Consider the following 17,153-nt stretch of genomic DNA (forward strand, 5'->3'; position numbering starts at 1 on the left):
CACGGCCTACAACGTGGGCGGGGCGCTCATCTGGGTGCTGGGGATCTGCTCGGCAGGCTACTTCTTTGGCAACTTTGCCTGGGTGAAGGAAAACCTGGACAAAATCATCTGGGCGATGATTTTTATACCCGGCCTGATCGCCATCTTTGGCGCGTGGCGGGCGGGGCGCCAAACCAAGGCAGCATGAGATAGTTAACGATTTGCTATTAAAAAAGAGCTGCTAGCGCTTGTTGGATAAGCGCTGGCAGCTCTTTTTATGCCTGAAGCCGCCAGGGTTGGCGGGTCCAGGTATGAGGGGGCGGATTAACGGCCGAATTAACGTCGATAGGGGCGGCGTTGATCGCGGTCTTCACCGACTTCATGGCCGATGAGGGCGCCTGCAGCGGCGCCACCGATGGTGCCGACCGGGCCGCCAAACACGGCGTTACCAGCTACGCCCCCGACGACGGCGCCGACACCCGTGCCGACCTGGGCACCCGAGGGGTTGGAAGCGCAACCGCCCAAGGCAAGGGCTGCGGTGCAGGTGGTCGCAAGAAGGATGTGACGGATTTTCATGGCAAGAGTCCTTTGTGGTGAGGGAGTCAGGCCTTGGAGTTCATCAGCGGCTGCTTTTGAACATCGACCTGTGCCTTCACTATCGTTGGCGCCCTCTGCCTCGCATGTAGGTACGTGAGTTCTGAACCTGTAGGACATGCGACTCCGGATCTGGCAGCGTGGACTGGCGCATTCGTTGCCCAGCAACCCTGTACATCAGGGTTTACGAGCGCGGTGATCACCGTTGCCAAGTCGGTCGCGAAGGCAGATGATTTCTAAACCACATCGCCTTACAAAAATCACCTTAGGACACCTGATGACCCCATCCACACAGGCAGCCGGAGCTTCCGGCACGAGTTTCACCGTGGCCCAGCAGATCGGGCTCATCGTCGCAGTGGCCGTGCTGGCGCTTGTGGTCGTTTTGGCGCTGAGCCTGGTGCGGGTGCAAACCCTGGGCACCACGGTGGACCGCCTGGCCACCGAGCAGGTGGAGCGGTTGCAGCTGGCGCTGCGCTGGCGCAGCAACATTGCCGTCAACTCCACGCGCGTGTTCTCCATCGTGCAGACCGAAGGCGATGACCTGCAGAACTATTTCAAGGACGTGGTGGCGGCCACCACGGCCGACACGAGCAAGGTTCAAAAACGCTATTCAGAGCTGGAGAACAGTGCGGAGGGCCTGCGGATTCAAGAAGAGCTTGCGGCCATTCGCAAGCCTTATCTGGAGGCGCGTGACAAAGCGCTGGCGCTGAAGAAAGCCGGAGACATGGCGCAGGCCAAGAGCTTTGCGTTGGCCGACTTTGCGCCCGTGGTGGACAAGTACAACGCCGTGGCCGACAAGATGGTGAGCTACCAGGTGCAGCGTTCGGCCGAGCAGGCGGCCGAGGCAGCAGGGCTCATCCAGTCGTACCGGCTCACCGTCATGGTGGCCGGTTTTGCCGGCTTGGCGCTGTTGATGGTGTTGTCGTGGGTGGTGGTGCAGCGCATCCGCCGCTCATTGGGCGAGGTGAGTGCGGTGGCCCAGCGCATTGGTGAAGGCGATCTGTCACATCCCATTCATGCGCAGGGGCGCGGTGAGGTGGCCGACATGATGCGCGCCATGGAGACCATGCAGACATCGCTGGTGCGCATCGTGGGTGATGTGCGGCTCAGCAGCGACAGCATTGCCACCGGCTCCAGCGAGATCGCCATGGGCAACGCCGACCTGAGCCAGCGCACCGAAGAGCAGGCCAGTAACCTGGAGCAGACCGCCGCGTCGATGGAGGAGATAACCAGCACCGTCAAGAACAATTCGGAAACCGCCCAGCGCGCCGCTGTGCTGGCGGGTACGGCGTCCGCCGCAGCAGTGAAAGGCGGAGAAGTGGTGGGCCAGGTGGTAAACACCATGCAGGACATTTCGGCGGCGTCGCGCAAGATCACCGACATCATTGCGGTGATCGACGGCATTGCGTTTCAGACCAACATCCTGGCCCTGAATGCCGCAGTTGAAGCCGCACGGGCTGGTGAACAAGGCCGGGGCTTCGCGGTGGTCGCCACCGAGGTGCGCAGCCTGGCCCAGCGCAGCGCCAACGCAGCCAAAGAGATCAAAACCCTGATTGGCGCCAGCGTGGAGAAAGTGGAAAACGGCACCCAGCTCGTCACCAACGCAGGGCAGAGCATGGAAGACATCGTCACCCAGGTCAAACGCGTGAGCGACCTGATCGGCGAGATCTCCAGCGCCACGGGCGAGCAGACGATTGGCATCAGCCAGGTGGGAGAAGCGGTGATGCAGCTGGACCAGGTAACCCAGCAAAACGCTGCGCTGGTAGAAGAAAGCGCCGCAGCGGCCGACAGCCTCAAGCACCAGGCCGCCAAACTGGCCGAAATCGTGAGTGTGTTCCGGCTGGGACGTTGATCAGGCGCCGGTAACTCGTTGCCGAGCCTACGCTGCCACGGCAGGCTTCAGGCAGATAGTGACCAGCAGTGACGCGTCTTGCACCGCCTTGAGTGCATGCAGCGCGCGGGGCGCGAGGTGCACAAAATCGCCGGGGTGCAGTTGTTGCACGCCCTGTTCGCTGACAAATTCCACCACGCCTTCAATGCACTGCACGGTGGCTTCGCCGGGGGTCTGGTGTTCTTTCATGGATTTGCCCACCGGCAGCACCACGCGCATGACTTCGAGCTGGCCTGCTTTGAGGATGGCGGTGGTGACGGATTCAGGCAAGCGGTCGCCGAGGGGGCGCACGCTGACGATTTGGCCGGATTGAGCGTGGGGCAGTGCCATAGAAATTTCTCCTTGCTGGCCTTTGCGCGATGCACAGGGTGCATGCAAAGGCGTAGGCGATGAAAGCTACTTTGCCTGCACTTGGCAGCCCGCGCAAGGCGGGTCAACCACGCTGAACCGGCCTACACCGACCGGCTGCGCGCCAGCGGCGGGTTCTTGGCAAAGTAGCGGGTGATGCCGCGCATCAGTGCATTGGCCAGTTGCTCCTGGTAAGCGGGGCTGCGCAAGCGCTTTTCCTCTTCGGGGTTGCTGATGAAGGCGGTTTCGACCAAAACGCTCGGAATGTCAGGCGCCTTCAGCACAGCAAAGCCCGCCTGCTCCACGCGCGGCTTGTGCAGCTTGGCCATGCCGCCGATTTCGCCCAGCAGCACGGCGCCCAGTTTCAGGCTGTCGTTGATCTGTGCGGTGGTGCTCATGTCCAGCAGCGCGCTTTGCACTTGCCGGTCTTTGGACTGCACGTTGATGCCACCTACCAGGTCTGCACTGTTTTCTTTGTTGGCCAGCCAGCGCGCCGCTGTGCTGGAGGCGCCGCTCTGGCTCAACGCAAACACGCTGGCGCCCCGCGCCGTGGGCACTGTGAAGGCGTCGGCATGGATGCTGACGAACAGGTCTGCCTGCACGCGCCGCGCCTTTTGCACGCGGGTGGCCAGGGGCACAAAGTAGTCGCCGTCGCGCGTCAGGTAGGCGCGCATGGGGTTGCCGCCCACGGTGGTGGCGTTGATGCGGTCGCGCAGCAGGTGGGCGACGCGCAGCACCACGTCTTTCTCGCGCGTGCCTGCGGGGCCGATGGCGCCGGGGTCTTCGCCGCCGTGGCCGGGGTCCAGCGCCACGATGATGATGCGGTCGGTCTGGGTGGAGGTGGCACGGCTGCCGGGCCGTGCGGGTTCTGCGGGCGGTGGGGCGGTGGCCACCATGGGCGGGGGGCCGGGCGGGCCCGGACGCTGGCTGCGTTGTGCAATCAGGTCGCCCAGCGGGTCGTGCTCGGTGGGGGGCACAGGGGCCCGTGCGGCAGCGGCTGCGGCGGCTGTGAGCGGCGGGTTGGGTGCCGGGGCGGGCTTGGCAGGGGCTTCGCGCAGGCGCTCGGCAATCAGCGCCTCCAGCGGGTCCACCGGCTCGGCGGGGTACAGGTCAAACACCAGCCGGTGCTGGTAGGCGGCCACGGGCGGCAGCGTGAACACCTGGGGCATGGCGGCCTGTTTCAGGTCGACCACCAGCCGCACCACACCGGGCGCGTTCTGGCCCACGCGGATGCCGGCAATGTTGGGGTCGTCGGGCTTGACCTTGGCGACCAGCTCGCGCAGCTCGGGGCTCAGGTCGATGCCCTCGATGTCCACGGCCAGCCGCGGTGGCGTGGTCACGAAGAACTGCTTGGCCACCAGCGCGCCGTCGGATTCGATAGTCACCCGCGAATACTCGGGCGCGGGCCATACGCGCACGGCCAGGATGGTGGCGCCGCGTGCAATCTGCTGCGTGCCCAGCAACAGCACCAGAGTGCCCGCCTGCAGCACAGAGCGGCGCGAAGGCAGGGGGGCAGCGGCAGGGTGGGCGGGCAGGGTGGGTTCGTTCACGGCGTCTCAGAGTGCTTGCAGCAGGCTGCGCCCCGTAGCGGTGTGGGCGTGCAGCGTGACCTTCCTTTCGGTGTCATCGATTGCTTCAATGTGGATAGCAAGGTCTGCAAGCGGGGTAAGCGCTGCGGCCTTTTCCGGCCATTCTGCCACCTTGAGGCCGGGGTTGGCAAAAATGTCCCTGAAACCCGCGTCTTCCCACTCGCGTGGGTCGTCAAAGCGGTAGAAGTCGAAGTGCCAGATCGAAAGGCCTGGCGCCTCGTGCGGCTCCACCACGGCATAGGTGGGGCTCTTGATGCGGCCCTCTACGCCCAAGGCGCGCAGCAGGTGGCGCACCAGCGTGGTCTTGCCTGCGCCAAGGTCGCCGTGCAGGGTCACAAAGGCATTGGCCAACTGCGGCTGCGCGGCAAGGCGCTGCGCAAAGGTGGCAGTGTCATCCTCGCTATGCCAGGTGATCTGACGGGGTGGTTCTGCCGGGGCGGCAGCGGCGCTTCCTACAATCTGGCCGGTATGTGGTGCAACAGTCAACTCGTTCCTCAAATGCAGGAGTGGGCCCGCGAGCTGGGATTTTCCCAAATCGGCGTGGCGGGGGTGGACTTGTCTGCGGCAGAGCCAGGACTTGAGGCCTGGTTGGCGCAGGGGTTCCATGGTGACATGCATTACATGGCGTCCCACGGCCTGAAGCGCGCGCGCCCGGCCGAGCTGGTGCCCGGCACCGTGAGCGTGATCACGGCGCGCATGGATTATTTGCCGCAGAGCACCGCCATGGTTGCCCCCGAAGGCTGGCAGGCGGTGGAGCTTTCGCGCCTGTCCCGCCCGCAGGAGGGCATTGTTTCGGTCTACGCCCGGGGCCGGGATTATCACAAGGTGCTGCGCGCGCGCCTGCAAAAGCTCAGCGACCGCATTACCGAGGCCATCGGCCCCTTTGGCCACCGCGTGTTCACCGACTCGGCCCCCGTGCTGGAGGCCGAGCTGTCCGCGCGCAGCGGCCAGGGCTGGCGTGGCAAACACACGCTGGTGCTTAACCGCGAGGCGGGGTCGATGTTCTTTTTGGGTGAGATCTATGTGGACATGGCGCTGCCCGCAAGCGAGCCGGTCACAGCCCACTGCGGCAGTTGCACCGCCTGCATTGATGTGTGCCCCACGCAGGCCATCATCGCGCCGCAGCGTGTCGACGCCCGGCGGTGTATCTCGTACCTGACCATCGAACACGCCGGGCCGATTCCGCTGGAGCTACGCCCGCTGATGGGCAACCGCATTTACGGCTGCGACGACTGCCAGTTGATCTGCCCGTGGAACAAGTTTGCCCAGGTCAGCCGTCTGCCCGACTTTGATGAGCGCAAGGGCCTGGCGGGCCAGCAATTGGTACATCTGTTTGCGTGGGATGAGCCCACCTTTTTGCGCATGACCGAAGGCGGCCCCATCCGCCGCATCGGTCACGAGCGCTGGCTGCGCAATGTGGCCGTGGCGCTGGGTAATGCGCTGCGGGCGACGGGGGACGAGACGGTTCGAGCCGCGCTGCAGGCTCGCGCTGCGGACCCCAGCGATCTGGTGCGCGAGCATGTGGCCTGGGCGCTGGATTTTGAATGAAATTGGCCTCTAGCGCTTGATGGATAAGCACTAGAAGCTATCAAAATAAGAGTGTTTTCTGCCGCTTTTTTGCTGCGGCGTACCGCTGCTACCGCGCCAGCAAACCGGTCTGCTTGAGGGTCTGCACCAGCCCCTGCGTGAACTCTTCATACCCCGCAGCATTGGCATGGATCTGGTCGGCCCGCAACCGCTCTTGCGCCAGCACGGCCGACCATCCTTCGCTGTGCAGCGCCACTTTCAGTTCGCTGGCGATTTCTTCGTACATGGAGTGGTCGCTCAATCGGCCCACGGCCGCCAGCATCGTCAGCTCGGGCACGGCAACCAGCAGCACCTGCGCGCCACTGGCCTGTGCGTCGGCGCAGATCTGGCGGATGTTGCTGCGGGTGGTCGCAGCGCTCTGGCGGCGCAGAAAGTCGTTGCCGCCGATGCTCACAATCACCAGTGCAGGGTTGTGCGTTTGAAGCAGCCCGGGCAACCGCGCCAGCGCCTGGGCCGAGGTGTCGCCCGACACACCGCCGTTGACCACCTTCCAGCCCGTCAACCCAGCAAGCACAGCAGGGTAGGCGGTATCGGCGGATGCGCCCACGCCCGAGGTCAGCGAATCCCCCAGCGCCAGCACGGTGGCGCCGGGCGGCACGGCCTGGGCGGTTGGGGCTTTGCGCCCGCAGCCCACCAATGGCACCAGCGCCAGCGCCCCCAAACTTGCCATTAGCGCGCGGCGGCTTGCCACGGGGTTGAAACCCAGGTCCCTGTGTGAATCGGTCATCGGAGAAATCCCAAAGCAAACGGCAAGCTGACCATGCCCAGCAGGGTAGACAGCGTCACCAGCCCGGCAACATACGGCCCGTTGTAGCCCATGCGCGCCGCCAGCACGTAGCAGGTAGACGCGGTAGGCAGGGCCGAGAACGCCAGCAGCATGGTGGTCTGCACGGCATTGAGTCCGAACAGCCGCGCCATCGCAAACGCCAGCAGCGGCTGCACCAGGTGTCGGATGGACAACACCGCCACGCTCAGCGCCTTGCCCCGCGTGAGCAAGCCAAACTGCAGGCCCGCGCCTGCGGCCATCAGCCCCAGCGCCAGCGATGCCGCGCTGATGCGGCTGACGGTGGGACTGGCCCATTCAGGGATCTGAAAACCGAGCAAATTGGCAATCAACCCCGACACCGTGGCGATGATGAGCGGGTTGCGCACCAGCTCCCGCGCAAAGCTGTGCTGGCCGTGCCGCGCCATGGGCCATACGGCAGCCACGTTGAAGAGTGGCACACACACGCCGATCAGCACGGCAATCATCAGCAGGCCTTCGGCCCCCGCCAGGCGCTCGGCGATGGCCAGGCCAATGAAGGAGTTGAAGCGGAACGCCACCTGCGCGCTGGCCGCATGGTCGCGCGCGTCGATGTGTTTGCCCAGCCAGGGCCAGTGCGGCAGGCTGTAGGCGAGTGCAATGCCCGTGACGCCCATGGTCAGCCCGGCTGCGATCAGGCCTGATGCGGCGCCGATGTCCACCGGGCTCTTGACGATGGACTGAAACAGCAGCACGGGGAACAGCAGGTAGTACACCAGACTCTCCACAGGCTGCCACACCGACCGGTTGAGGGCGGTGTACCGGCAGATCAGGTAACCGCAAAGGATGAGGGAGAAGTCCGGGATCAGAAGCTGGGCGTAGTTCACGCGGTGAGAATACTTGATGTCCGGCAAGAGCCCCGGGTTAGCCCTTATGTGGAATCCGCAGGGCAACAAACCGCTCGTTGCGCATACCATCAGCGCTATTTGTCACCCCGCTTGAAGGAGAACCCTATGCATCGTCGTCAATGGCTCGCACTGACCGTACTGGCCGCAGCCGCAGGTACCGCAGCCGCTCAAGGCTACCCCAACAAGATCATCAAGCTGCAGGTGCCTTTTGCACCCGGCGGCACCACCGACATCATTGCGCGCGTGATTGCTGACCCGCTGGGCAAAGCCCTGGGCCAGACCGTGATTGTGGAAAACAAGGCCGGTGGTGGCGGCATTGTCGGCGCCGCTGAAATCGCCCGTTCGGCGCCAGACGGCTACACGCTGGGTGTGGCCACGGTGTCCACCACGGCGGCCAACCCCGCCATCAACCCCAAGACGCCGTACAACACGCTGACGGACTTCACGCCCATCATCAACATTGCGGCCACGCCCAATCTGATTGCGGTGAACCCCAGCTTCCCCGCCAAGGACTACAAGGCGTTTGTGGCCGAAGTGCAGAAGAACCCCGGCAAGTATTCGTACGCATCGTCGGGCACGGGCGGCATCGGCCACCTGCAGATGGAGCTGTACAAGAGCCTGTCTAACACCTTCATCACCCACATCCCCTACCGCGGCGCAGGCCCAGCGCTGAACGATACGGTGGCTGGCCAGGTTCCGATCATTTTTGACAACATCCCCTCGGCGCTGCCCTTCATCAAGGACAACCGCCTGGTGGCCATTGCCGTTGCAGCGCCACAGCGCGTCGCAGCCTTGCCCAACGTGCCCACGTTCAAGGAACTGGGTCTGGAGCCTGTGAACCGCATGGCCTACTACGGCATCCTGGGCCCCAAGGGCCTTCCCAAGGATATCGTTGACAAGATCAACGCCGCCGTGCGCACCGCACTGCAAGACCCGGCAGTGAAAAAGCGCATTGAAGACACCGGCTCCATCGTGGTGGGCAATTCGCCAGAGCAGTTCGCCGAACAGATCAAGGCCGAGTTCGCGGTTTACAAGCAAGTGGTCGCCAAGCAGAAGTTGACGTTGGAATAAGCACTGCGCTTGCCTCCTCCTAAAGCCGCCCCGTCGCCCGGGCGGCTTTTTTACGTGCTATCGTTTTTTGATGCTCCCAACCAGCCTGACTGCCATCGACACCTTTGTGGACTCCCTTTGGCTGGAGGACGGCCTGTCGCGCAATACGCTGGCCGCCTACCGGCGAGACCTGACGCTGTATGCCCAGTGGCTGGCCGACCAGCAGCCTGCGCTGGCTCTGGATGACACGGCGGAACACCATCTGCAGGGTTATTTCGCCGCGCGCCACGCGGTCACGCGCGCTACGTCGGCCAACCGGCGCCTGACGGTGCTGCGCCGCTACTTTCATTGGGCGCTGCGCGAGCGGCGCATTGTGGCCGACCCCACAGTGCGCCTGCAGGCGGCACGCCAGCCACTGCGTGTACCCAAGACCTTGTCACAGGCCCAGGTAGAGGCGTTGTTGACTGCGCCCGACCTGGGCAACCCCCTGGGCCTGCGCGACCGCACCATGCTGGAGCTGATGTACGCCAGCGGCCTGCGTGTGACGGAGCTGGTCACGCTCAAGACCTTTCAGCTGGGCCTGAACGAAGGCGTGCTGCGGGTGATGGGCAAGGGCAATAAGGAGCGGTTGGTGCCCTTTGGTGAAGAAGCCCGCCAGTGGATAGACCGGTACCTGCAGGAGGCCCGGGGAGCGATTCTGGGCGGCCAGCAGACCGACGACTTGTTTGTAACTCAGCGCGGCAGCGGCATGACGCGCGCCATGTTCTGGGTCATCGTGAAAAAATGGGCGCAGGTGGCGGGAATCACCGCGCCGCTGTCGCCCCATACGCTGCGGCACGCGTTTGCCACGCATTTGCTCAATCATGGCGCTGATCTGCGGGTGGTACAGCTGCTGCTGGGCCACGCCGACATTTCGACCACCACCATTTACACCCATGTGGCGCGCGAGCGGCTCAAGTCGCTGCATGCGCAGCACCACCCGCGCGGCTGAATTGCAGCCCACAGCGCGTCTTTTACTGGACGGTGTGGGCCCATACAAAAAATGGCCCACAGTGAGCGGGCCATTTTTTAGGCGATATAGACAAGGCCCAAGGAGACTGAGAGGCCCGAGAGGCCCAGGGCACCCTAATCTTCGTTCAGGCTCTCGGCCCAGGTCAGTGCCTGCAAGTGGGCCCAGTTGACCTGTCGGTTGGACAGGTGCAGGGCTTCGGCGTTTTTCGCAAAAGCCACTTCGTCGCCACTTTCGCAGGCGATGGTCAGTTCCAGGAACGGCGCAAACACCCCTGTGCGGCGCAGCAGGGCGTCCATCACGGGCTCGGGCAGGGCGACGGATTCCAGCGCTTTGTCGAGTGAAACCCCGAGCATGGTGTCCAGCAGCGAAAACACACCCACCACAAAGGCGTTGTCGCATTCTTCTGGGGGCAGCAGTTCGGCAGCCAGCAGCTCCATCAGGCGCCCGCGCACGACGGCTGTCTGGCCCACGGCGGGCGGTGCACCGCCTGCACGGGACGTAGTCATGAGCAGCGCGGCCCAACGGAACAGTTTTTTGAGGCCCAGAATCATCACCGCATGGCGGAACGAGGTGATCTCGCACGACAGGCCAAAGCCCGACGAGTTGATGAACCGCAGCAGATTGAAAGACAGCGTCGGGTCTTTCTTGAGCAGGTCTTCGATCTCGGCCGTGCTGGCCTGTTTGCGTACCAGGTTGATGAGCTGGATGATCGTGGCCTGTGAAGGGCGGATGGTGGTGGCCTTGACCAGCGAAGGCTTGGCAAACCAATAGCCCTGGAACAGCTTCACACCCAGGCCACGCATCAGCTCGTACTGCTCGGCGGTTTCGACCTTTTCAGCGACCAGTGTGGCCTGGCTGTGGGTGGTAGCAAATTTCACCAATGGGCCGGCCAGTTCGGGCTTGAACGCCTGCATGTCCAGCTTGATGAAGGCGGCCAGTGGCAGCCAGCTGGTGTAGGCGCGGCGCAGCGCGGCCTGGTCAAACGCCAGGCGGAACCCGCGCGTGCGCAAGGCATGCAGGGTGGGCACGCGGCCTTCGATTTCTTCGGGCGTGGCGGTGTCGGGCAGGGGGGGGACTTCCAGCACCACCTTTTCAGGGTGGATCAACTCCAGGTGACCGCCAGAGAGGCTGTCGTGCGTGCAGTTGATGAATACCGTCTTCTTGCCCACCAAGGCTTCGGTGCCCGCGTACGACAGCGCGTTAAACAGCAGGGCCGCATCGCTGGCGGCGGTGTGCGAGTCGGATGCGGTGGATCGGTCAAAAAGCTCGTAGCCAAAAACCGCACGGCTTTCGTCCACGATGGCCTGGCGGGCAATGATGGCAATGTTCTCGTCGACGGCTTCTACCGTGAGGGACGCAGCTTCCGGGGTGTCTTGTTCAGGTGTGCTCGACATGGGGTCTGCAGTAGTGGATGGCGGGTCTGCGTTGATTCTAGACCGGTAGGTCGCAAGCGCGAACGATTGGTTTGCAGGGGCAACCCGGGGCTTACGCTTCCGTCAGCTGGTCTGCCCAGGCCAGCGCCTGCAAATGCGCCAGGTTGATCTGCTGGCTGGTGAGGTGCAGCAACCCTGCGGTGCGGTCAAACACCGCATCGTCGCTGGATTCACAGGCCTCGGCCAGCGTGAGCAGGTCGCCCAGAAACCCTTCGCGGCGCAGCAGGGCAGCCTTCACGGGTTCGGGCACGTTCAAAAGGCCTATGGCCGATTCCATGGGCATCGACAGCATCACGTCCAGCAGCGAGAAGATGCCCACCACAAACGCCTGGTCGGCCTCTTCGGGCGGCAAGGTCTCCAGAGCGAGCAGTTCCATCAGCCGCCCGCGCTCCACGGCGGTCTGGCCCACGGACGACGGTGTACCGTTGTTGCGCGACGCGGTGAGCAGCAGCGCCGCCCAGCGGAACAGTTTCTTGAGCCCCATCAACATCACGGCCTGGCGGAAGGACGTGATCTCGCGGTTCAGCCCAAAACCGGCAGAATTGATGATGCGCATCAGGTTGAACGCCAGCCCGGCGTCCTTCTTGAGCACTTCTTCAATATCGTCGGTGCTGGCCTGTTTGCGGACCTGGTTGATCAGCTCAATGATGCTGGCCTGCGAGGGCGTGAGCAACTTGGCCTCGACCAGCGAGGGGCGGGCAAACCAATAGCCCTGGAACAGCGCGATGCCCTGGCTCGACACCATGTCGTATTGCTGGGCGGTTTCCACCTTCTCGGCAATCAGCTCTGCCTTGGAATTGCGCCCGGCATAGCTGATCAGAACCGCCAGCTGGTCTGCCGCCAGCACCGACAGATCGAGCTTGATGTAGTCGGCCAGCGGCAGCCAGGGCGCATAGGCCGACTGCAGCACGGTGTGGTTGAACGCCAGGTGAAAACCGCGGGCGCGCAGCTCGGCCAGGATGGGCATGCGCGTGGCGACTTCGTCGGCGGCGGTGTGGCCCAGCGGAGGAATCTCCAGCACAACCTTGTCCGGGTCCACCAATTCGAGGTGCCCGCCGGAAAGGCTCTCGTGCGTGCAGTTCACAAAAATGAGCTTCTTGCCCACCAGTTCATCGGTGCCCGCGTGCGAGAGGGCGGTGAACACCAGGATGACATCGGTGGCTGCTGTGTGGGCAGAGCCGCTGCGGGAGCGGTTGAACAGCTCGTAGCCAACCACCGCCTGTTGGGCGTTGACGATGGCTTGCCGGGCGATCATGGCCACCGACGTCTGGTTGCCCGGTGGCGCGGGAGGGGTGCCGGGGGCGGAAGCTTGGGTCATGGGTGTCATCGTAAAAAAGAGGCAGGCCACACAAGGTGCGCCCCTGCGCGGATTGTAGGAGTCATCGAATTCCTGGTGGCGCGCACAAGCTCTCGGACATCCGGGTTGCGAAGCGGCTCAGGCGGTGTGTGCATTTCTCAAACTTGCTGGAGCCAGCGCAGTTCGGTATCGGTAAAACCCGCGCGGCGGCGCGCAGACTCGTTGAAAGGGGGCTTCAGGCGCGGGGCTTCGTACTGGCGCACCAGGGTGCCGTAGTGGGTTTCGGGGTCGTGGCCCGCGCGTTCGCACAACCAGCGGTACCAGTGGTTGCCAATGGCCACGTGGCCGACTTCGTCATGCAGGATGACATCGAGGATGTCCACCGCCGCCAACGCATCGGGCGTACCCACCTGGCGCAGCTTGGCCTGGATCTGGGGCGTGGCGTCCAGCCCGCGCGCCTCCATCGTGCGCGGCACCAAGGCCATGCGGGCCAGGATGTCGTGCTGGGTCTTCTCGCACATGGTCCACAAGCCCTGGTGGGCCGGAAAGTCGCCGTAGTCATGCCCCTGCGCGCGCAGGTGGTCGCGCAGCAGGCGAAAGTGTTTGGCCTCTTCGCCTGCCACCAGCATCCAGTCGGTGTAGTAGGCCCGGGGCATGCCGTCAAAGCGCCAGACCGCATCGAGTGCCAGGTTGATGGCGTTGAACTCGATGTGCGCAATGGCGTGGATCAGGATGGCGCGACCGTGTGCGGTGGCTGGCGAGCGGCGGGCAACTTCGTTGTGGCGCAGCAGGGGCGGGCGCTCGGGGCGACCCGGCAGGCTGCTGGCATCGGTGGGTGATTCGGGTGCGCAGGTTGCTATCGAAAGAGTAGCTGCTTGCGCTTGCAGGTCAAGCGCTGCGGCCGCTTTTTGTTCAGGGTCTGCGAGGCACAAGACCTGCAATGCACGGTGGCGAAGCTCCATCCTTACAATTCTAGGCCTTGCCATCGGCGCCAAGGCACACGCTTTGTAACGATTGGCGACCTCTCAGGGCGCTCCGCTTGTGCGTTGGTCCCCTCATCTTTTGGAAGTGGTGCATGGCAATTTACGAACTTGATGGCGTGTCGCCGCAGCTGGCGGCAGCGGCCTGGGTGGCCGACAGCGCGCAGGTCATGGGCAACGTGGTGCTGGGCGAAGACGTCAGCGTGTGGTTTGGCACCGTGATCCGGGGCGACACCGAAAGCATCACCATCGGAGCCGGCTCCAATATCCAGGACGCGAGCGTGCTGCACGCCGACATCGGCCAGCCCCTGGTCATCGGCGAACGCGTGACTGTGGGCCACCAGGTCATGCTGCACGGCTGCACCATTGGCGACGAGTCGCTGATAGGCATCGGCGCCATCGTCCTCAACGGCGCAAAGATCGGCAAGAACTGCCTCGTGGGCGCGGGCGCGCTGGTGACCGAAGGCAAAGAGTTTCCGGATGGCTCCATGATCATCGGCAGCCCCGCCAAGGCCGTGCGCGAACTCACGGCACAGCAGATCGAAGGCCTGCGCCAGAGCGCCCAACACTACATCGACAATGCACGCCGCTTTCAAACCGGCCTGCACAAGGTCGCCTAACCTGAACTGCTGACTCCCCTTTAGCCAAGTAACCAAGGCTGCTGACTTTTTCTTCTGGAACCCCTGCGTGTCTGAACTCCACAAGTTTCTTTTCGATGGCCTTCCCGTGCGCGGCATGATCGTGCGCCTGACCGACGCCTGGACCGAGATCCTGCGCGTGCGCAAGGGCAACTCTGCCACGGGCGCTTACCCCGCCCCCGTGAGCGAACTGCTTGGCGAGATGGCTGCTGCGGGCGTGCTCATGCAGTCCAACATCAAGTTCAACGGCGCGCTGGTGCTGCAGGTGTTTGGCGATGGCCCGGTCAAGCTGGCCGTGGCTGAAGTGCAGTCGGACCTGAGCCTGCGCGCCACGGCCACGGTGAACGGCGAGGTGGCCGACACAGCCCGCCTGAGCGACATGGTGAACGTTGCCGGCGGCGGCCGCTGCGCCATCACGCTGGACCCCAAGGACCGCCACCCAGGCCAGCAGCCGTACCAGGGTGTGGTGCCCTTGCATGGCGACCAGCATGAAAAGCTGGACCGCCTGTCCGACGTGCTTCAGCACTACATGCTGCAGTCCGAGCAGCTGGACACCATCCTGGTGCTGGGCGCCAACGAGCAGGTGGCCGCGGGTCTGCTGATCCAGCGCATGCCTATCAAGGGCGAGGGCAACCTGGCCTCCGGCCTCACGCACCGCGAGAACGAAGACCAGATCGGCCATAACGAGGACTACAACCGCATTGCCCATCTGGCCGCCAGCCTGACCCGTGAAGAGCTGCTGACGCTGGATGTGGACACCATCCTGCGCCGCCTGTTCTGGGAGGAAAAACTGCTGCGCTTTGAACCCCAGCAGGGCGACAGCGGCCCGCGTTTTGCCTGTACCTGCAGCCGTGAACGCGTGACCAACATGCTGCGCAACCTGGGTGCAGAAGAGGCCGAGAGCATCTTGGCCGAGCGTGAGAACATCGAAGTGGGCTGCGAATTCTGCGGCCAGCAATACCACTTTGATGCGGTGGATGCGGCGCAGATTTTTGTCTCCCCCGCGGTGGTGCAGCCCTCGGGGTCCACGGGTATTCAATAGTCCGTAGTCGCAACGCCGCCAACATGTGCGGCTGTGCGTTTTGGATGGTTGTGAGTCGTTGTCAGTCATCGTGAATTGCCGTTGACCATCGTTGACAATGCCGCGCGCCGACCCCGCCTAAGATCCATCGTTGTTCCCCAGTTGCCGCAGACCATTTGGCCTTGCGCCGGGGAGTTGCTCGCAGAGAGTGCGCCAACGGGGGCTGCACTGCATTGCGCAAGGGTCTAACGAGGGGTGTCATGGAGTTTTTTCGTCGAGTTCTGGGTGGTCGCAGCGCAAACTCCGTGAGCGCGGCGCCGCTTGCGCTGTTTGACAGCTCGTCCGCACCGGACTCGCGCTGCCCCGACACCTTGCTGGCGGCTCTGGACATTGACGCCGCCATCAACTCCCACGAGCGTTGGAAGACCCGCCTGATGGACTACCTCGAAGGCCGCACCTCCTACGGGGTGGACCCAGCCCTGGTGCGGCGGGACACCCACAGCGCACTGGGCCGCTGGCTGCACGGCGTAGGCGCCGAGGTGCTGGGCGACCAGCCCACCTACCCGCTGCTGCTGGCGCGGCACAAGTACTTTCATGAACAGGCGGCCAACCTGGTCGAGCTGGCACAGCAAGGCGAATGGGACAAGGCCGTGCAGGTGCTCAACGGCGGCTACCGCTATGGCTCCAGCCAGGTGGTGTTGCTGCTCAAGGAGCTCAAACGCGGGCTGGGGCAGTAGCGGCCTTTGACCCTTCGTTGGGAGTTTGGGGCCTAAGAACCTGTTCAATATCTTTTCGGGGTCACACAAGTACCTTGCCGGGATGGGGTGCAAGGCGCGGTGCGCAGCCGATAGCCCGTGCTATCGGCAAGCGCCGCAACGCCGCAGACCGCCCGGCAAGGTACTTGCCCGAAGGGTTGGAGTGAAATCGGGCGATTGGACGCCCCGGCTGCTTGCATGGGCACGAGCCCATGCGGCGCATCCGAAGCATCCATTCATCCCGATTGCACTCCAATGCGATCCCCGAAAAGATATTGAACAGGTTCTTAGGCTTTTGGTCTGGGCTACACGGTGCAGAGAGTGCGGTGTCGCTTGTTTCGCCCTGGGCCCCGCCCTTCACGCATCAACGGTTGGAAGCGTCGCGTCCCGTCAACGCCGTAAACAGCCGGTGTTCGCATTCCGGGTCGCTGCATTTCTCGCAGTTCCAAGCCCGCAGTCGGGCTGATCTGGGACTGGAATCTGAGTCAAAAGTGCCTCTGGCGCTTGTCCCATAAGCGCTAGCAGCTATGCTTTTAATAGCTTGCAGCGCACTCTCAATGCGGCGCTCGCCGAGCCCGTACACCACGCGATAGGCCCTGCCACCGTGCGCCAGCGCTGCCCGCAGTCGGGCGTCGGCCGCTTCGCGTGCTGCCTGTTGATCCGCTGTGCACGGCAGGTCCAGCCCCATCAACAGCGTGAGGGTGGCCTGGGGGCAGTCTTCGGGGTTGGTGGCGCAGACGATCTGCGCAGAGGTGGCGGCGATGCGCTGCCGCAGGTCCAGCGCAAGCGTCGCGGCCCCAGTGCCGGGCGCGCCCAGCAAGGCAATGGTCGGCGGGGCAGACACGGGCGTGAATAAGGAGCGAGAAAACCGCGCCTCAGCGCGGTGTGAACTGCACGTAGATCTCGTTGGGCTTGACCATGCCCAGCTCGCTGCGCGCCTTTTCCTCCACCATGTCCAGGCCCTCTTTCAAGTCGTGCACCTCGGAGGACAGGCGCTCGTTGGCCTGCTTGGCCTGGTCATTGGCGGCCTTTTGCACATCGATTTGCCGCTGCATCTCGTTGACGCGCGGCACACTGCCCCGCCCCAGCCAGAGCTGGGCGTGCAGCGCCACCAGCAAGGCCAGCAGGATGACGGGGACGATGCGGGAAACCATGGACGACGACGGTTCAGTCCCTTGAGCCGTGCCGCGCCGCCGGGTGGGCAGCACCAGGCCATGGCTGCGTCCTGGGCACGCTGCAGGCCAGTGCACCCGTGGAACCGGCTTGGCCGGGCCACTGGGTGCGTCCCCCTCCCGCAGGAGAGGGGGATGACGCGAAGCGGCTCAGGGG

18 protein-coding genes and 1 pseudogene are annotated in these 17,153 nt (G+C 64.1%); 8 read left to right on the forward strand and 11 right to left on the reverse strand.

Annotated elements, in window-relative coordinates:
• Positions 1-187, forward strand: a pseudogene (locus tag ACK4OE_RS01480) (hypothetical protein); the annotation flags it as partial.
• Positions 188-315: 128 nt separating this feature from the next.
• On the opposite strand, the gene ACK4OE_RS01485 reads toward ACK4OE_RS01480, so the two are convergent.
• On the reverse strand, positions 316-555 hold the full coding sequence (locus tag ACK4OE_RS01485; protein ID WP_409882541.1) for a glycine zipper 2TM domain-containing protein: 240 nt from the start codon (positions 553-555) through the stop codon (positions 316-318).
• A gap of 295 nt (positions 556-850) precedes the next feature.
• Here ACK4OE_RS01485 and ACK4OE_RS01490 point away from each other — a divergent pair, with 295 nt between their 5' ends.
• Complete coding sequence (locus tag ACK4OE_RS01490) at positions 851-2,425, forward strand: methyl-accepting chemotaxis protein (RefSeq protein WP_409882542.1); 1,575 nt, start codon at positions 851-853, stop codon at positions 2,423-2,425.
• 27 nt (positions 2,426-2,452) lie between these two features.
• Here the strand turns inward: ACK4OE_RS01490 and ACK4OE_RS01495 are convergent, their stop codons facing one another.
• From ACK4OE_RS01495 to tsaE, 3 genes are all read right to left on the reverse strand, one after another.
• On the reverse strand, positions 2,453-2,794 hold the full coding sequence (locus ACK4OE_RS01495) for a cupin domain-containing protein (RefSeq protein ID WP_409882544.1): 342 nt from the start codon (positions 2,792-2,794) through the stop codon (positions 2,453-2,455).
• A 122-nt stretch (positions 2,795-2,916) separates the two neighbouring features.
• The gene (locus ACK4OE_RS01500; RefSeq protein WP_409882545.1) at positions 2,917-4,362 is read right to left on the reverse strand and encodes an N-acetylmuramoyl-L-alanine amidase; all 1,446 of its coding nucleotides are present in this window, start codon (positions 4,360-4,362) and stop codon (positions 2,917-2,919) included.
• Positions 4,363-4,368: 6 nt separating this feature from the next.
• Entirely contained in the window at positions 4,369-4,887 is a 519-nt protein-coding gene (tsaE, locus tag ACK4OE_RS01505; RefSeq protein ID WP_409882546.1) for a tRNA (adenosine(37)-N6)-threonylcarbamoyltransferase complex ATPase subunit type 1 TsaE, read from the reverse strand.
• Between the two features lie 12 nt (positions 4,888-4,899).
• On the opposite strand from tsaE, the gene queG reads away from it, so the two are divergent.
• Positions 4,900-5,949: a tRNA epoxyqueuosine(34) reductase QueG gene (gene queG, locus ACK4OE_RS01510; protein WP_409882644.1), complete on the forward strand. Its 1,050-nt coding sequence runs from the start codon at positions 4,900-4,902 to the stop codon at positions 5,947-5,949.
• 88 nt (positions 5,950-6,037) lie between these two features.
• Here the strand turns inward: queG and ACK4OE_RS01515 are convergent, their stop codons facing one another.
• The gene (locus ACK4OE_RS01515; RefSeq protein WP_409882547.1) at positions 6,038-6,715 is read right to left on the reverse strand and encodes a GDSL-type esterase/lipase family protein; all 678 of its coding nucleotides are present in this window, start codon (positions 6,713-6,715) and stop codon (positions 6,038-6,040) included.
• The gene (locus tag ACK4OE_RS01520) at positions 6,712-7,617 is read right to left on the reverse strand and encodes an AEC family transporter (protein WP_409882548.1); all 906 of its coding nucleotides are present in this window, start codon (positions 7,615-7,617) and stop codon (positions 6,712-6,714) included. Before ACK4OE_RS01520 ends, ACK4OE_RS01515 begins: the two co-directional genes overlap by 4 nt.
• A 126-nt stretch (positions 7,618-7,743) precedes the next feature.
• On the opposite strand from ACK4OE_RS01520, the gene ACK4OE_RS01525 reads away from it, so the two are divergent.
• Together ACK4OE_RS01525 and xerD are read left to right on the forward strand one after the other, a co-directional pair.
• A complete protein-coding gene (locus ACK4OE_RS01525) occupies positions 7,744-8,709 on the forward strand; it encodes a tripartite tricarboxylate transporter substrate binding protein BugE (protein ID WP_409882549.1) in 966 nt (321 codons plus the stop codon).
• Positions 8,710-8,779: 70 nt separating this feature from the next.
• A complete protein-coding gene (xerD, locus tag ACK4OE_RS01530; protein ID WP_409882551.1) occupies positions 8,780-9,679 on the forward strand; it encodes a site-specific tyrosine recombinase XerD in 900 nt (299 codons plus the stop codon).
• Between the two features lie 134 nt (positions 9,680-9,813).
• Here the strand turns inward: xerD and ACK4OE_RS01535 are convergent, their stop codons facing one another.
• The 3 genes from ACK4OE_RS01535 to ACK4OE_RS01545 all read right to left on the reverse strand — a co-directional run bounded on the left by ACK4OE_RS01535 (position 9,814) and on the right by ACK4OE_RS01545 (position 13,392).
• A complete protein-coding gene (locus ACK4OE_RS01535) occupies positions 9,814-11,094 on the reverse strand; it encodes an EAL and HDOD domain-containing protein (protein ID WP_409882552.1) in 1,281 nt (426 codons plus the stop codon).
• Positions 11,095-11,185: 91 nt separating this feature from the next.
• Entirely contained in the window at positions 11,186-12,451 is a 1,266-nt protein-coding gene (locus tag ACK4OE_RS01540) for an EAL and HDOD domain-containing protein (protein WP_409882553.1), read from the reverse strand.
• A gap of 137 nt (positions 12,452-12,588) precedes the next feature.
• Positions 12,589-13,392: a ferritin-like domain-containing protein gene (locus ACK4OE_RS01545; RefSeq protein WP_409882554.1), complete on the reverse strand. Its 804-nt coding sequence runs from the start codon at positions 13,390-13,392 to the stop codon at positions 12,589-12,591.
• A gap of 113 nt (positions 13,393-13,505) precedes the next feature.
• On the opposite strand from ACK4OE_RS01545, the gene ACK4OE_RS01550 reads away from it, so the two are divergent.
• From ACK4OE_RS01550 to ACK4OE_RS01560, 3 genes are all read left to right on the forward strand, one after another.
• Positions 13,506-14,030 (forward strand): gamma carbonic anhydrase family protein, encoded by a 525-nt coding sequence (locus ACK4OE_RS01550; RefSeq protein WP_409882556.1) that lies wholly within the window; start codon positions 13,506-13,508, stop codon positions 14,028-14,030.
• 67 nt (positions 14,031-14,097) lie between these two features.
• On the forward strand, positions 14,098-15,090 hold the full coding sequence (locus ACK4OE_RS01555; protein WP_409882557.1) for an Hsp33 family molecular chaperone HslO: 993 nt from the start codon (positions 14,098-14,100) through the stop codon (positions 15,088-15,090).
• A gap of 239 nt (positions 15,091-15,329) precedes the next feature.
• Positions 15,330-15,806, forward strand: coding sequence for a CZB domain-containing protein (locus ACK4OE_RS01560; protein WP_409882558.1), 477 nt, complete (start codon positions 15,330-15,332; stop codon positions 15,804-15,806).
• A 382-nt stretch (positions 15,807-16,188) separates the two neighbouring features.
• On the opposite strand, the gene ACK4OE_RS01565 is transcribed toward ACK4OE_RS01560, so the two are convergent.
• Both ACK4OE_RS01565 and ACK4OE_RS01570 read right to left on the reverse strand, forming a co-directional pair.
• Positions 16,189-16,668 (reverse strand): hypothetical protein, encoded by a 480-nt coding sequence (locus ACK4OE_RS01565; RefSeq protein WP_409882560.1) that lies wholly within the window; start codon positions 16,666-16,668, stop codon positions 16,189-16,191.
• 31 nt (positions 16,669-16,699) lie between these two features.
• Complete coding sequence (locus ACK4OE_RS01570; protein ID WP_409785173.1) at positions 16,700-16,978, reverse strand: septum formation initiator family protein; 279 nt, start codon at positions 16,976-16,978, stop codon at positions 16,700-16,702.
• Between the last annotated feature and the right edge of the window lie 175 nt (positions 16,979-17,153).

Origin of the sequence: Acidovorax sp. (genome assembly GCF_046314175.1) — a bacterium.
Classification (GTDB): Bacteria; Pseudomonadota; Gammaproteobacteria; order Burkholderiales; family Burkholderiaceae_C; genus Acidovorax.

Coding starts and splice junctions, on each gene's coding strand:
- ACK4OE_RS01485 (WP_409882541.1), bottom strand. CDS start 555: ATGAAAATCCGTCACATCCTTCTTGCGACCACCTGCACCGCAGCCCTT.
- ACK4OE_RS01490 (WP_409882542.1), top strand. CDS start 851: ATGACCCCATCCACACAGGCAGCCGGAGCTTCCGGCACGAGTTTCACC.
- ACK4OE_RS01495 (WP_409882544.1), bottom strand. CDS start 2,794: ATGGCACTGCCCCACGCTCAATCCGGCCAAATCGTCAGCGTGCGCCCC.
- queG (WP_409882644.1), top strand. CDS start 4,900: ATGCAGGAGTGGGCCCGCGAGCTGGGATTTTCCCAAATCGGCGTGGCG.
- ACK4OE_RS01515 (WP_409882547.1), bottom strand. CDS start 6,715: ATGACCGATTCACACAGGGACCTGGGTTTCAACCCCGTGGCAAGCCGC.
- ACK4OE_RS01525 (WP_409882549.1), top strand. CDS start 7,744: ATGCATCGTCGTCAATGGCTCGCACTGACCGTACTGGCCGCAGCCGCA.
- xerD (WP_409882551.1), top strand. CDS start 8,780: ATGCTCCCAACCAGCCTGACTGCCATCGACACCTTTGTGGACTCCCTT.
- ACK4OE_RS01535 (WP_409882552.1), bottom strand. CDS start 11,094: ATGTCGAGCACACCTGAACAAGACACCCCGGAAGCTGCGTCCCTCACG.
- ACK4OE_RS01540 (WP_409882553.1), bottom strand. CDS start 12,451: ATGACCCAAGCTTCCGCCCCCGGCACCCCTCCCGCGCCACCGGGCAAC.
- ACK4OE_RS01545 (WP_409882554.1), bottom strand. CDS start 13,392: ATGGAGCTTCGCCACCGTGCATTGCAGGTCTTGTGCCTCGCAGACCCT.
- ACK4OE_RS01550 (WP_409882556.1), top strand. CDS start 13,506: ATGGCAATTTACGAACTTGATGGCGTGTCGCCGCAGCTGGCGGCAGCG.
- ACK4OE_RS01560 (WP_409882558.1), top strand. CDS start 15,330: ATGGAGTTTTTTCGTCGAGTTCTGGGTGGTCGCAGCGCAAACTCCGTG.
- ACK4OE_RS01570 (WP_409785173.1), bottom strand. CDS start 16,978: ATGGTTTCCCGCATCGTCCCCGTCATCCTGCTGGCCTTGCTGGTGGCG.